We start from the raw sequence: 13,156 nt of genomic DNA, 5'->3' as shown, positions 1-13,156 counted from the left end.
TCGAACGTTTACATCAAAAGGACGACAACCATCAAATCATGAAAAAAGTACTTATTCTGGCCTTACTGGCTTTACCCATCTTATTCAATCGCTGTAGTGTCAATCAGCAGATTGCCCAGGCAAAGGCGCTGGGTGATTGTCGATATACCATAGCATCGGCCGATAGTGTTTATCTGGCCGGGACCGATGTTCGCGAGTTTCGTAATATCGAAAATATGGATGTAACTCGCTTCCCACGATTGGCTGCGGGGCTGTTGACCCGAAACATCCCTCTCGACGCTCGTATCAATCTTGATATTACGAACCCAACAGGCAAACTGGCAGGTATCAACCAGTTAGAATACAAAGTGCTGTTGACCGGGCAGGAGTTGTTTAATGGGTTTCTGAACCAGCGAATTGAAGTGCAGCCTGGTGGCAGAACCCGCGTTCCCGTTCGATTAAGTGCCAATGCGTACCAGCTTATTTCGGATGCGAAAACGCGGGATGCCTTTACCCAATTGGTCAGAAACCTGTCGGGCGCTGCCAATACGCAACCGTCGAAACTGACGATCAAAATTAAGCCAACTTTAGCGCTCGGTAACAAAGCCATCAATTACCCAGGCTATATCACCATAGACCAGGAAGTGACGAATAAAATCTTGTCGGGTAATTAAGCGTTTCATTTCCGATTTAGATGCCCAGTTTCCACTTTGAATAGTACATCTGAACCTGTGTGTAGTACTATGTAAGCGGCCAACTTAGTGCCCCGACTTTTTAGCCGGGGCATTTGTTTATTGCCCGTTTTGAGGTAAACTTTGTGAACCTGATTAATACATTTTCTGATGCGCTATCCTATAATAACCCTTCTGATTTTTACCTCGATGTTGTCGAGTTTTGCTCAGTCTATCCAGCTTACGCATAACGAAGCGCAGAAACGCGTCGATGTTACGGTGGATGGAAAACCCTTTACGGCGTACATCTATCCCGGTCCAACGGTCCTGAAAAAACCTGTACTCTATCCAATTCGGTCAGCAGGCGGCAATTTCATTACACGCGGCTGGCCCCTCGACCCTCGTCCGGGCGAACGGACCGACCACCCACACCATGTGGGTATGTGGTTCAATTATGGTGACGTAAATGGCCATGATTTCTGGAATAATTCGATACAGGTTAGCCCCGATAGTAAAGAGACTTTTGGTACAATTGTTCATACGGGTATTAAGTCGATGAAAAGTGGCAAAGGCCGCGCTGAACTGGTTGTTACGGCCGACTGGCTCGATAAAGACGGTAAATTGATGCTTCAGGAAACGACCACGTATGCGTTTATGGCGACAGCCACTAGCCGTGTTATTGAGCGAATAGCTACGCTGAAAGCCGCTGGTAAGGATGTATTATTCAAGGATAATAAAGAAGGGATGATTGGTTTGCGAGTAGCTCGCCAACTTGAGCAACCCGCCACTAAACCTGAAGTATTCACGGATGCACAGGGCGTAGCCACTAAGGTTCCGATTATGAACAATGAAGGTGTAACGGGGCTTTACCATAGTGCAGAGGGGCTGGAAGGTGATGCTGTATGGGGTACCCGAGCCCCCTGGGTAAAATTAACGGGTAAAATAAATGAGGAAGACCTCTCGGTGGTATTAATAGATAATCCCAAAAATGTAGGTTACCCAACCTATTGGCACGCAAGGGGTTATGGCTTATTTGCCGCCAATCCATTAGGGGCTTCGGTGATGAGTAGCGGTAAAGCTCCGTCCATGAATTATACACTTCCAGCCGGTCAGTCGGTTACGTTTAGGTATAAGTTGTTAATTCAATCGGGCGCTCTTTCCGATAGTGCGTTAAGTCAATTGGTGAAGTAGTTAATGAAAATGGGAAATTGTTAACTATATAGTGCCTACTGTTGGCATGTTATTTGTGGGTCATCGAAACTGGTACACTTAATCGTACTGGTTTTATGACCCACATCTCTTTTTTTTCCATTCAACGTTTTTGTTGCCTGATTGGGGCAGCCCTATTGCTGGTTCCGGGCGTTCTTTTCGCACAGCTTCGAACCAGTACCACAACGAGCAACCCGGCTAGTGGTACATCGCCTTCGCTTCGGTCAGGAACCGACGGTTTGCTGACCATTGAAAACTCGCAAATTCGAGTGGGTATTAACACCAATGCGGGAGGAGCGATTACACATCTGACTTTTCTGGACGATCACGGGGGTAAGGTTAATACCCGCAATATGGTCAGTAACCCTGATCTAGGCCGTCAAATTCAGATCGGCATGTATGGTGGGCCACTGAATTATTCTGAAAACGGTAACGTAGCCTGGACCGGATTGGGCTGGAACCCAATTCAGGCTGGCGATGTGTATGGCAACCCTTCTCAGGTAGTGGCCGTTGCCAGACAAGAGAATTTGTTATACGCCAAAACGATTCCTAAGCAGTTCGCCTTCAATAACCAGCCCGGTGAGGCTGCTATTGAGCACTGGGTTCGGTTGGATGGTAACGTGGTAAAGGTGCACGTAAAAGTGACTATGGCCCGGTCTGACAAAACGCAGTATGAGTCGCGGCAGCAGGAATTTCCCTGCGTATACCTCACGGGCGATTACCACAACATGTGGTATTATTCGGGCAAAACCCCCTTTGCAAATGGAGATCTGACCCTGTCGCGTATCCAGCCTCCGGCAACCTCTATGTTTGGCGACGTATTCCCGACGGAGCCTTGGATGGCCTCTACTAACGACAATGGATACGGGGTAGGCTTATATGTGGTAGGCAATAATTACGAGTGGAAGAGAGGGTATTTTGGGGCAGATCTTGGTGGAGACGAATTTAGTACCGTCGCATCGTACATTGCTGCCACGCCCCGGGTCGTCCTGGATTACAATCTGGTTCACGAATGGGACTATGAGCTGATTTTAGGCCACCTGAGCGAAATACGGTCTCGCGTATATAGCCGACCGAAATCGGCACCTGGCCCTAACTATGTATTTGATAATTCGCGCAAGGGCTGGACATTAGGGCAAGCGCAGGATACTGGCTGGCCTATTTCTGGGAAACTACACGTATTTTGGGATGATGCCGTACATGCCAAAATCGTATCTCCCTTTGTTTTTTGGAAAGGAAGTGACAGTCCTAAAATATACCTGCGAGCGGCTTTCCAAACTCCCAGTACGAAGCTTCGACTGAAATGGCGTCGCAGTGACGATCAGGTCATCTATGGTACAGGTGATCGGTACATGGAGTTTCCGATCAAAAATGATGGGCAATTTCATACCTATGAGCTTGATTTAAGCCAAAACCATAACTGGCTGGATTACACAATTGGTCAGATTGAATTTGAATTGGTGGCCGATGGGCCCACGCCCGGTGCCTGGTCTGAGTTTGCCTGGATTGCAACCAGCCCCAATGGACCAACTCCGGAGATACCGGGCGAGCAGTTTCTGGTCGATGCGCCCGGTGCTGCCCCCTGCGAACCTGGTTGTATAACCGTTGATGTACAGAAATTACAATTCGTTCGTTCGAACCGTAAACGGTAAGTTGGTTTTTAGATAACAACGCCACAGCCTATAAGCTAGGCTGTGGCGTTGTTATGTTATAGCGCATATAAATCTAGTTTAGATGTACCAGGGCTGATCGGTAAACCCGCCCATCCAGCGCTTTTAAACAGGAACGCAGGTTATGGTTCTCATTGGAAGCACGACCCAGTTCGCTGTCTATCTGGCGAAGTAGGAAGAATAGTTGATGAACATGCTCCCATTGAGCGGCCAGGCGGCTGTGCGATTGCAAACCTGTTTGGCGGGCCGCTTGCGTAAGCTGGCGTAAGCTCATTTTAAGATGATACCGAAGAATAATCAGTCGGCTGGCCATAGGAAGCTCCTTGGGATCGCGCTCCATGTGCGAGATGCTTTTTGCTAATACATTATTTCGTTGTTGAAGCTGATCGCAGACGAGCATCCAGGCATGTTCGGCCTGTAGGGATTCATAAGAGAGAGTTTGCATAAAAGCCAGCACAGTACGGTTTACAAACAAATATACTAATACGCAATCTATTCTGATAGTAAAATCATATGTTGGGCAAATTTTAATTTACAGAATGATGAACCTGCCGATTATTATCATTTCATAGGGTAGGTAAAGCGCTTCGCATTTAGTGGGTGACCGAATTTTATGAAAGCCAGAGGGTTGCAGAAGTTCCTGGAAACCATTTAACTTCGCTCTGAAGAGGTGGCTCTCCTTCCTGAACGGACTACTACTTTTACTTATGGACCCTACCTACCGCACACTACTGGTTTGTACGAATCATACAGACCTTCCCCATAAACCTTATAAGACCGGATTATGGCTAAGTGAGGCTACGCACTTTTATGATGAACTGGCAGATCGAAACTTGCCTTACGACTTTGCCAGTCCGAAGGGAGGGGCTATACCGCTCGATGAGAAAAGTATAGATCGACGTGATACCATCAACGAAAAGTGGTATCACAACCCGATTTTTCGATCAAAGCTGGAAAATTCCTTACGGCTGGATGAGATCGATCCAGCGAAGTATCAGATTGTCTATTTCGCAGGTGGGCATGGCACCCTGTGGGATTTTCCGACCGATGAGTCGATCCAGCGTATAACCCGGCATATTTACGAACATGGAGGTATGGTAGCTGCTGTTTGTCATGGGGTAAGTGCCCTCCTTCATGTTAAACTATCGGATGGGAGTTTTCTGCTCGACAATCGGCAGGTAACCGGCTTTTCCAATATGGAAGAAAAGTTGGTTCGGCTGGATGAAGATGTTCCTTTTTTGCTGGAAGATGCCTTACGGCAGAAAAACGCGCTATACAGTAAAAGCTTACTTCCATTCGTACCTTACATTGAGGTCGATGAGCGGCTGGTTACTGGGCAAAATCCACTGTCGGCCCGCAAAGTTGGGCGAAAAGTGATGGAAGAGATGTATGAAAAGTAGCCTGAAAATCACCAACTGTTCAGGTGCTGGGAGCGGACCATTTCGAAGGCCAGAAGTCGCTTATTCCGTTGACTTGGGGCTGTAACCGTCTATCTTTTTGCCGATATAGAGCTTTTGAATGCCATAGGGAAGCCAGGTATTCACAGGTAATTCCTGAAAAAGTGTAAAGCCTGGCAATACACTCGCTCCAAGTACATAGGTGTCATTGTGCACCCACCAGAAGCTTTTATTGGAACTGGGTTTGTAAGATGAATTATATAGATGCCAGCCGTTAAATTCGAAGCCACCATCAATATCCGTCAGCTTCACCCCTTGCTTTAGCAACTTATTGAGCGATTGCCACCGGACACGATTCCAGGCAAGATAGTCATGAGTAATGCAAATATTGTAGACAAAGCTGATCACGAAGAGGCTCATCGACAAATAGAGCGGTATTGACAACGTGGAGACGGGTTTGGTTTGGCTATATTCTTCCCGAACCATATAAATCAAAATAAGCAATAACGCGGGAATAGGCAGCAAGTACCGATCAAAAAGCCCCTGTAAGCTCATCGGCAGGTAATAGATACAGGTTACAGAAAGAAATAGAATACCAACAGACCGTTGTTGCTTTGAGGTAGCACGCTTCGTTAAATAACGAAGAATCTTAATGAAGTAGTAAATAATCCCAACGCTGCCAAGAATGCTGCCTATCGTTACGAAGCCCATAAGGATGCGCAGAAAATTAGGTGTCGGTAGGGTATACAGTCGATAAAACGTATCTCGCATAAGCATAGGTCCCAGGCCGAACGCATTGAGCACATTCCACCAGATTGGCATGAGCGTACCCTGGAAAAAATAGAACCAGAGGCCAATAACTGTGCTTGTAATGCAGATGAGCAATACTAAATTTTTATGTAGAAAAGCCCAGCTCCCTTTCGTAAGTAGCAGTAAAAAATAAGGAATCATAAAGACCCCAGTATACATCAAAACGACAAACGTATTGTTGAAAAAATCATGAATCAGCGGTCGCTCATAAAAACTTTTACTAAAGAAATTGTTAGCCTGTACGTTGTAGGCGATCAATTCAGGCATCATATAGTCAAGCCAGCGCTGGTAAAGCAACTGAATGGATAAGCCTGCAGCTATACTAATAGTACCAATGGATATTGTTTTCCAGTTCATCCCCTTTCGAACCACATAGGCAAGGCTGAAACCTACAAATAAGCTGATACCTAATTGGCGAATCAGCAACGCGAGGGCCGCAAGAAATAAGCCTATTAGCAGGGGTGAAAATCTATCTTCCCGCAATCCAACAGCCATATAAGCCAGCGACCATACCATTAGTGTATAAAACGGAATGTCGGTCATGAAGGAGGCTGATAAGCCCAGGTACATAGGGTTGGCCAGCATCAATAAAGTGCCTACAAAAGCAAAACGGCTATCATCCGTTACTTTGTAGATAAGTCGATGCGTACCCCACAGACCGAGTAATCCGGCTGCTAATGTAGAAATACGGAGAGCCGTAAACGAAAAACCAAATGGAAGGCAAAATAAGGTTCCCCAACCGACTTGAACCAGTAGGTTTGTACTGGTCCAGGACGACATATAAAACGTATGCCTTTCAACTAATGCCTGAACTGATTGCGCATAGGCCCAATCATCATTGAAGGGAAATTCTCCGTAGGGATTGATGGCTATGGCTGAAATAATCCAGACCAGTGAAACAAAAAGAAGTTGATTTTTTATGGTGGAAATGTAAGCGTAAATGTGTTCCATAAGCAACTAGAACCGACGATCGCAAAGGGGATTTTTATGGTAAAAGTGTATACATGTAATTCTACTTGCAAATATATAATTCCTACAAAAGCTTGAATGCCATTTGGGTAGGTGAACATAAGAAATAGTTACGAAAAAATGTAACTGACAGTAATTAAACGCACTAACCCCCGATGAACTGTGCTCATCGGGGGTTAGTGTTGATAAAGGCTAACAATAGTAGCGTATTTGACCACGGCATAGCCTTCGTACTTCGTACATAGGCTAACCCATAGTATCAGAATAAGCGATTAGGTATTACACTACGGCCTGGGGGAATATGTCACGCAGTAACTTTAATTCTTGATCTTTTTCGGATACTATTGGATTCTTAATGCCCCAGTCAATATTCAGGTCGGGGTCGTTCCAGATAATTCCTGATTCAGAAGCTTTATTGTACACATTTGTACATTTATAGCTAAATATACTATCTTCCAACGCCACAAATCCATGCGCAAATCCTTCGGGGATGTAGGCCATATTGGACAGTTTAGCATCCAGCAGAAAGGATTCGTATTGGCCGAAGGTGGGAGAGTCGGGTCGAAGGTCAACCGCAATGTCCAGTACCTGTCCGGTTATAACCCGTACGAGCTTTCCCTGGGCGAACGGTTCATTTTGCATATGTAATCCTCGCAAAACACCCTTAACGGAATACGATTGGTTGTCCTGTACGAACTCCATTGGTAGCCCCAGTGATGCAAATAGAGGTTTATTATAGGATTCGAAAAAATGACCCCGTTCGTCTTCAAAGATGCGTGGGATCAGTTCGATAAGACCCTCAATGGCCGTTTGGCGGACTTGCATGGTAGCAACTTGTTTCGTAGGCAATAAGTTATCTTACTGGCAAATTTATGAAACCGGCTTGGTAAGTTGTACTTTTGGACAGAATCATTTTTAAATGGTGGTTCTTCGATTCAGCATGACGTACTCCGAATTAAGTAGCCAGATCGTTCAGAAACAGTCTTATCTCTGCGTTGGTTTAGATACCGACCCCCGAAAAATTCCTACACACGTACTCACGGAAAAAGACCCGGTTTTTGCATTTAATAAAGCGATCATTGATGCAACTGCCGACTTCGCTGTGGCTTATAAGCCGAATATAGCCTTTTATGAAGCACAGGGACCACGTGGATGGGAAAGTCTTCAGAAAACACTGGAGTATATACCTTCCGAGTGTTTTACAATTGCAGATGCCAAGCGGGGCGATATCGGTAATACGTCAGATTTATACGCTCGTACGTTTTTCGATCCTTCTGCGGCTGGGCTGTCTTTCGATTCAGTAACGGTTGCGCCGTATATGGGGCATGATTCGGTAACGCCTTTTCTGGCTTATGAAGGGAAGTGGGTGATCTTACTGGCATTGACCTCAAATCCTGGTAGTGCAGATTTTCAGCGGCAGACTGTGGATAATCAGGAGCTATTTGAGACGGTTATTGAAACAGCGCAGACATGGGCAGGACCCGATAAACTTATGTTTGTAGTTGGCGCAACGCAGGCCCGAGAACTGGGAAGAATTAGAACACTAGCGCCAAAAAACTTTTTATTAGTGCCTGGAGTAGGAGCCCAGGGGGGCTCTTTAGCCGATGTTTCCAGATATGGCCTTACGGCTGATGGCGGCTTGCTGGTGAATGCATCACGGAGTATACTGTATGCTTCTACAGGAACTGACTTTGCTGGGCAGGCTCGTGCAGAGGCTAAACGGTTGCAGCAGGAGATGAAAAGCTATCTGGCAGAAAGTGTCAAATAAATACCTGTTAATGTAGCGTTATCGAAGGGTTTGCATTTGTTTTTCTGCTTATACCTGTAGATAATTGTACATTATATGTCATTTATTATACATTGTTGCTGTGCCGGAATCATTTCTCTATTTTATCTGGCAATACCAGTACTTTTCGCGGATAAACCTGACCACAACCGATGGTGAGCGTATCCAGGTCATTCATCCTGGTTTTCGTAACCATAATGCTGGCCCCGATTTTACGAATGCTCGTTTGCTCATCAGCGATGTTGAGTGGGTAGGAACGGTAGAGATGCATACCCGGACGTCAGATTGGCTGGTCCACAGGCACCAATATGACCAGGCATACGATAATGTGATTCTTCATATCGTTTGGCAGGATGATACGCCGATAACAGGGCGTCGGGTTGAGCGAATGAATGGCACACCTTTGCCAACGCTCGAATTAAGCGGTCGTACGGAACCTGTCTTGCTGGAACGGTATCAACTTCTGGCTACTTCTGCCGATAGTATCCCCTGTGCCGGGCATTTTCGCTCTGTATCACCGCTTCGTATAACGTCAATGCTGGACAAAGCGATGCTGCAACGCCTTGAACGAAAGGCGGTTATTGTACGTGATTTGTTCGATAGTACGGGCGGAGACTGGGAAGAAACAGCGTATCGGTTACTAGCTGTTACGATGGGCTTCAAGATCAATGCTGATCCTATGGGTCAGCTCAGTCGATCGGTACCACTAAAGGTACTGCTAAAACATCGGGATAACCTTGTTCAGGTTGAATCACTATTGTTTGGCGCAGCCGGGTTAATGGATGAAGTAGAAAAACAGTCGGATAAATACACCGGGATTCTGGAGCGAGAGTATCGGTTCCTGGCTGCTAAATATTCGCTTACTGATAAACAGATGCCAGCGCATATCTGGAAATGGGGTAGGCTTCGCCCCGCCAATTTCCCAACTCTTCGTATGGCCCAGTTGGCCTGTTTGATTACGCGTAATGCCAGCTTATTTTCACTATTTGCCGGTACAACCGATGCCGAAATGCTTTTGGAGGCTTTGCAGGTGACGCCATCCGCCTATTGGCAGTCGCATTATCGGTTTGGAAAGAAATCGGAGAAAACGGTACCGACGTTAGGCAAGTCATCGGCTGTCAGTATAATTGTCAACACCGTGGTGCCCTTGCTAGCGGCTTATGCACACCACCGGGGGCAACCCGCCTATATTGACCGGGCTGTCAGTTTACTGGAACAACTGCCCCCCGAAAAAAATAATCTGACCGAAAACTGGAACACGCTTGGATTGGGTATCCGTACCGCTTTCGATTCGCAGGCGGCTATCGAACTGTATAATGAGTTTTGTACAGTAAAAAAATGCCTGAACTGTCAGATAGGAGCAGGGTTGTTGAAAGGGTAGAAAAGGGAGAAGGGGGAAGAAAGGGATAAAAGGGAGGCTGTACGCTCCTCTTCGTCCCTTTCTTCCCCCTCCTCCCTTTTCTCCTTTAACTCACTACCACATCGTGCTTGGTTGCGTCCCAGGTCACACGCTTGCCTGTATGCAGCGCCATTGTAGCCATGATGTTTGCCACCGAGTGATTAAAACCAACACGGGCGGGAGCATTAGGCTCTTTGCGGCTTCGTACGCATTCCATCCAGTTCAGCATGTGTAGAGACGTCATTGGGTCGCCCCCTGTATTGGCCGATGTTTCAACTTTGGCGGCCTCGCCAAGCGACATGCTGGGGAGAAGGTTTGCCTTCATGCCCATGTCTTTCGCATACTTCTCTTCTAATCCCCCATCAGGAGAAATCTTGTTGGTGTCGAGATTGATCATTCCCCCGTTGGAGTAGTAATATTCTTTCACCCCACCCGCTTCGTTGTTCATTCGGGACGAGTACAACACCTGGAAGCCTTTGCTTTTGTCATTATCCGGGCCGTAATCGAATACAGCCGTAAAGGTATCAGCATTGGTGCGACCATCTTTCCAGCTATAAATCCCCCCGTTGGCCACTACCGAACGAGGATGATCCAGACCGCTGAACCAGTGTACGGTATCAATCTGGTGCGACATCCATTGCCCTGGAATACCCGACGAGTACGGATAGAACAGCCGGAACTCAAGGTATTTACGTGGGTCCCAGGCGGTTTTTGGACGATTGAGCTGGTAGCGATCCCAGTCGGTATCCTCTTTCCGAATTTCGGAAACGAGTTTAGCTCGACGCCAGCGGCCGGGCTGGTTTACGTTCCAGGTCATTTCAACCATGGTAATATCACCGAATTTACCGGACCGTATAAATTCGTTGGCAGAGTGGTAATTGGGGGCCGAACGACGCTGTGAGCCTATCTGAACAATCTTTTTGGAACTTTCAACCGCTTTCAGGGCTTTACGAGCATCGTCGAGCGATTCGGCAAACGGTTTCTCGCAATACACATCATGGCCAGATTCAACGGCAGCCGCACAGTGCAGCGCATGCTGGAAGTCGGCAGTACTGATGATAACCGCGTCTACATCTTTCCGCTCGAACAGTTCGTCGTTGTTACGCGCTTTGAAAAAGTTGCTATCGTTTAGCCCTTTGCCTTTCAGGTAAGCGTCGGCTTCTTCACGACGACGGTTCCAGATGTCGGATACAGCTACGAATGCAAAGTTCTGAGCTTTGGCATGTTCTGCAAAAGCAGGGGCCAGCGACTGCCGGAAGCGATCCGAAAAGCCGACTATACCCACCCGAACCCGGTCGTTCGACCCTAAAATACGAGCGTAGCTACCTGCCGAGAAACTCATACCGAGCCCGGCCAACGCTGATTTTTTTATAAACTCACGACGATTTTCCATACAATTTGAAAGGGAAACGTTTGACTGTAAAAAGAAAGGTAGAGAGCTAAAATGCCTACTACCAATTTAGCGTGTTTTTATCTTCATATTCCGGTAATAGACCCGGTTTCCGTGATCCTGAAGCAGAATATGCCCTTTTGGGGCTTCACCAAACCGACCGTTGGCATTGTAATCAGGCGCTTTATATTTGCTCATAGCCACCAGTTCGCGGAACTGTTCACTGCCCCGTTCGTATTCGACTACTTTGGTGCCATTGAGCCAGTGTTCGACATGCTTTCCTTTCGATACGATTCGGCCTGTATTCCACTCGCCGATAGGGTTTGCTTTTTTGCTCGATGCCGGGATCAGATCATATAACGAACCAACAGTACGATTCCCGTTTCGGCCCAGTTTGGCGTCAGGGTGTTTGTCGTCGTCCAGCACCTGAAACTCCAGCCCAAACGCTGACCCTTTGGGTTTCGGTGAGTGCTCAACCACGAAATACTTGACGCCACTGTTAGCTCCTTCGGTCAACTTAAAGTCGAATACAAGATCGAAATCACTATACTCCCCGTCGGTAACAATGTCGCCAAAACTTTGTGATTCGGACCCGTCCGACTGTTGAATGGTTAGCATGCCGTCTGTAACAGTCCAGCCTTTTTCGGGGAATTTATCTTTGTAAGCTCCCCGCCATCCGTTGGTTGTTTTGCCATCGAAGAGCAATTTCCAGCCTTCTTTTTTCTCTTTGTCAGTCAGTGTATTAGGCGCTTGTGGCTTCTCGAATGCCAGCAGGCCAAGTAAGGCCGTACCGATGATGAGTTGTTTCATATTTAAAGAGCGAAAAAGTGAAAGAGCGAAAGAGTGGCTGGCGTGTTTTCGCTCTTTCACTTTTTCATAATGGATGATGTAAGGTTTTTGTGATATAGTCTTTGTTAATCTGGGCACACTGGAGAGCTGTTTTGTCTTTTTCGGGTACGCCATCCAACTCTATTATGCCCCAGCCTTTGAATTTTATATCTTCCAGTGCTTTAAATACGGCTGGCACATCGACGTTTCCACGGCCTAGCTCAACGAATTTATACGCTTTGGGATCATTGGGCTTATCGGATAGGGGCGACATGGTATCTTTCAGGTGCAGCGCATAAATAATGTCTTTGTATTGCTTTACTGCTTTTTCGGGCTGCCCTCCGCCCTGTTTGTAGTGAGCAATATCCAGCTCGAGCTTTACATATTTTGGGTTCATAGCCTGCACAATCACATCTACCTCTTCGGGTGTTTCGCCAAGTTGGTGCATATGGTTATGGTACGACGCCTGTACACCCAGATCGGCGGTTTGTTTGCCAATTTCGTTCATTACCGCAGCCAGACGTTTCAGTTCCTCAGTTGTTGGAAGTCGGTCTTTGGGCCGGGCCGAATTGGTCAGTTGAATGGCAGAACCGCCAAGGGCTTTTACAAAACTGGCATGAGCGACGTGCATGTCAATCGTGCTTTGTTCTTTGGCGGGGTCAATTTCTACATTACCACTCGAAAACATAGCCAGCGCCAGATGGTGTTGGTCGAGTAGGGCCTTTAATTCGGATGGTTTGGCTTTATAAGGGCCGAACGTATTGGCCCGGAGTTGAATGCCTTTGAAGCCAAGTGCCGATAGATCGTTGATGGCCTGAGCATCGTTGCCCCCCCAGGTAATGGCCGAATAAGCTATTTTGAGTCCGGATGGATTTGTAGCGAAAGCAGCTAATCGGGAAGCCCCTACGGTAAGGGCTAGCGTGGAAAGACCAGCCGTTGTAAGAAACTGCCGTCGGTTTACAGGCTCCTGCATGATTGGAAACGGGGATAGTCAGATAGCTAAAAACGTGGCTACTGATGGTGAAACAATTCAGGTTCGGTTAAAAGA

The 13,156-nt window shown here is 46.9% G+C and carries 12 protein-coding genes; 6 read left to right on the top strand and 6 right to left on the bottom strand.

The window, feature by feature from the left end; all coding sequences use genetic code 11:
- Positions 1–38: 38 nt before the first annotated feature.
- The 3 genes from B153_RS0111490 to B153_RS0111480 all read left to right on the top strand — a co-directional run bounded on the left by B153_RS0111490 (position 39) and on the right by B153_RS0111480 (position 3,511).
- A complete protein-coding gene (locus B153_RS0111490) occupies positions 39–653 on the top strand; it encodes an LEA/WHy family protein (protein WP_020596854.1) in 615 nt (204 codons plus the stop codon).
- Positions 654–821: 168 nt separating this feature from the next.
- Complete coding sequence (locus tag B153_RS0111485; RefSeq protein WP_020596853.1) at positions 822–1,841, top strand: DUF6807 domain-containing protein; 1,020 nt, start codon at positions 822–824, stop codon at positions 1,839–1,841.
- 95 nt (positions 1,842–1,936) lie between these two features.
- Positions 1,937–3,511 (top strand): hypothetical protein, encoded by a 1,575-nt coding sequence (locus tag B153_RS0111480; protein WP_020596852.1) that lies wholly within the window; start codon positions 1,937–1,939, stop codon positions 3,509–3,511.
- Positions 3,512–3,584: 73 nt separating this feature from the next.
- Here the strand turns inward: B153_RS0111480 and B153_RS0111475 are convergent, their stop codons facing one another.
- Positions 3,585–3,974, bottom strand: a complete 390-nt coding sequence (locus B153_RS0111475) for a hypothetical protein (RefSeq protein WP_020596851.1) — start codon at positions 3,972–3,974, stop codon at positions 3,585–3,587.
- Positions 3,975–4,236: 262 nt separating this feature from the next.
- Here B153_RS0111475 and B153_RS0111470 point away from each other — a divergent pair, with 262 nt between their 5' ends.
- Entirely contained in the window at positions 4,237–4,929 is a 693-nt protein-coding gene (locus B153_RS0111470; RefSeq protein WP_020596850.1) for a type 1 glutamine amidotransferase domain-containing protein, read from the top strand.
- Positions 4,930–4,989: 60 nt separating this feature from the next.
- Here the strand turns inward: B153_RS0111470 and B153_RS0111465 are convergent, their stop codons facing one another.
- Both B153_RS0111465 and rfbC read right to left on the bottom strand, forming a co-directional pair.
- Positions 4,990–6,687 carry a glycosyltransferase family 39 protein gene (locus B153_RS0111465; protein WP_020596849.1) on the bottom strand — a complete coding sequence of 566 codons (1,698 nt, stop codon included), beginning with the start codon at positions 6,685–6,687 and terminating at the stop codon, positions 4,990–4,992.
- 297 nt (positions 6,688–6,984) lie between these two features.
- Entirely contained in the window at positions 6,985–7,530 is a 546-nt protein-coding gene (rfbC, locus tag B153_RS0111460; RefSeq protein WP_020596848.1) for a dTDP-4-dehydrorhamnose 3,5-epimerase, read from the bottom strand.
- A gap of 115 nt (positions 7,531–7,645) precedes the next feature.
- Between rfbC and pyrF the strand changes: the two genes are divergently transcribed.
- Together pyrF and B153_RS0111450 are read left to right on the top strand one after the other, a co-directional pair.
- Positions 7,646–8,473 carry an orotidine-5'-phosphate decarboxylase gene (gene pyrF / locus B153_RS0111455; RefSeq protein WP_026262083.1) on the top strand — a complete coding sequence of 276 codons (828 nt, stop codon included), beginning with the start codon at positions 7,646–7,648 and terminating at the stop codon, positions 8,471–8,473.
- A gap of 100 nt (positions 8,474–8,573) precedes the next feature.
- Positions 8,574–9,872, top strand: a complete 1,299-nt coding sequence (locus B153_RS0111450; protein ID WP_020596846.1) for a DUF2851 family protein — start codon at positions 8,574–8,576, stop codon at positions 9,870–9,872.
- Between the two features lie 85 nt (positions 9,873–9,957).
- Here B153_RS0111450 and B153_RS0111445 read toward each other — a convergent pair whose 3' ends face one another.
- The 3 genes from B153_RS0111445 to B153_RS0111435 all read right to left on the bottom strand — a co-directional run bounded on the left by B153_RS0111445 (position 9,958) and on the right by B153_RS0111435 (position 13,081).
- Complete coding sequence (locus B153_RS0111445; protein ID WP_020596845.1) at positions 9,958–11,283, bottom strand: Gfo/Idh/MocA family protein; 1,326 nt, start codon at positions 11,281–11,283, stop codon at positions 9,958–9,960.
- Between the two features lie 66 nt (positions 11,284–11,349).
- On the bottom strand, positions 11,350–12,090 hold the full coding sequence (locus B153_RS0111440; RefSeq protein ID WP_020596844.1) for a 3-keto-disaccharide hydrolase: 741 nt from the start codon (positions 12,088–12,090) through the stop codon (positions 11,350–11,352).
- 64 nt (positions 12,091–12,154) lie between these two features.
- Positions 12,155–13,081 (bottom strand): sugar phosphate isomerase/epimerase family protein, encoded by a 927-nt coding sequence (locus B153_RS0111435; RefSeq protein WP_020596843.1) that lies wholly within the window; start codon positions 13,079–13,081, stop codon positions 12,155–12,157.
- Positions 13,082–13,156: the final 75 nt, after the last annotated feature.

Origin of the sequence: Spirosoma panaciterrae DSM 21099 (assembly GCF_000374025.1) — a bacterium.
Taxonomy (GTDB): domain Bacteria; phylum Bacteroidota; class Bacteroidia; order Cytophagales; family Spirosomataceae; genus Spirosoma; species Spirosoma panaciterrae.
The sequence above is the reverse complement of the archived record's forward strand: the minus strand, read 5'-3'. Positions and strand labels throughout refer to the sequence as shown.

Excerpts from the sequence above, each read along its gene's own strand:
- B153_RS0111490 (WP_020596854.1), top strand. The coding sequence starts at position 39 with ATGAAAAAAGTACTTATTCTGGCCTTACTGGCTTTACCCATCTTATTC.
- B153_RS0111485 (WP_020596853.1), top strand. The coding sequence starts at position 822 with ATGCGCTATCCTATAATAACCCTTCTGATTTTTACCTCGATGTTGTCG.
- B153_RS0111480 (WP_020596852.1), top strand. The coding sequence starts at position 1,937 with ATGACCCACATCTCTTTTTTTTCCATTCAACGTTTTTGTTGCCTGATT.
- B153_RS0111475 (WP_020596851.1), bottom strand. The coding sequence starts at position 3,974 with ATGCAAACTCTCTCTTATGAATCCCTACAGGCCGAACATGCCTGGATG.
- B153_RS0111470 (WP_020596850.1), top strand. The coding sequence starts at position 4,237 with ATGGACCCTACCTACCGCACACTACTGGTTTGTACGAATCATACAGAC.
- B153_RS0111465 (WP_020596849.1), bottom strand. The coding sequence starts at position 6,687 with ATGGAACACATTTACGCTTACATTTCCACCATAAAAAATCAACTTCTT.
- rfbC (WP_020596848.1), bottom strand. The coding sequence starts at position 7,530 with ATGCAAGTCCGCCAAACGGCCATTGAGGGTCTTATCGAACTGATCCCA.
- pyrF (WP_026262083.1), top strand. The coding sequence starts at position 7,646 with ATGACGTACTCCGAATTAAGTAGCCAGATCGTTCAGAAACAGTCTTAT.
- B153_RS0111445 (WP_020596845.1), bottom strand. The coding sequence starts at position 11,283 with ATGGAAAATCGTCGTGAGTTTATAAAAAAATCAGCGTTGGCCGGGCTC.
- B153_RS0111440 (WP_020596844.1), bottom strand. The coding sequence starts at position 12,090 with ATGAAACAACTCATCATCGGTACGGCCTTACTTGGCCTGCTGGCATTC.
- B153_RS0111435 (WP_020596843.1), bottom strand. The coding sequence starts at position 13,081 with ATGCAGGAGCCTGTAAACCGACGGCAGTTTCTTACAACGGCTGGTCTT.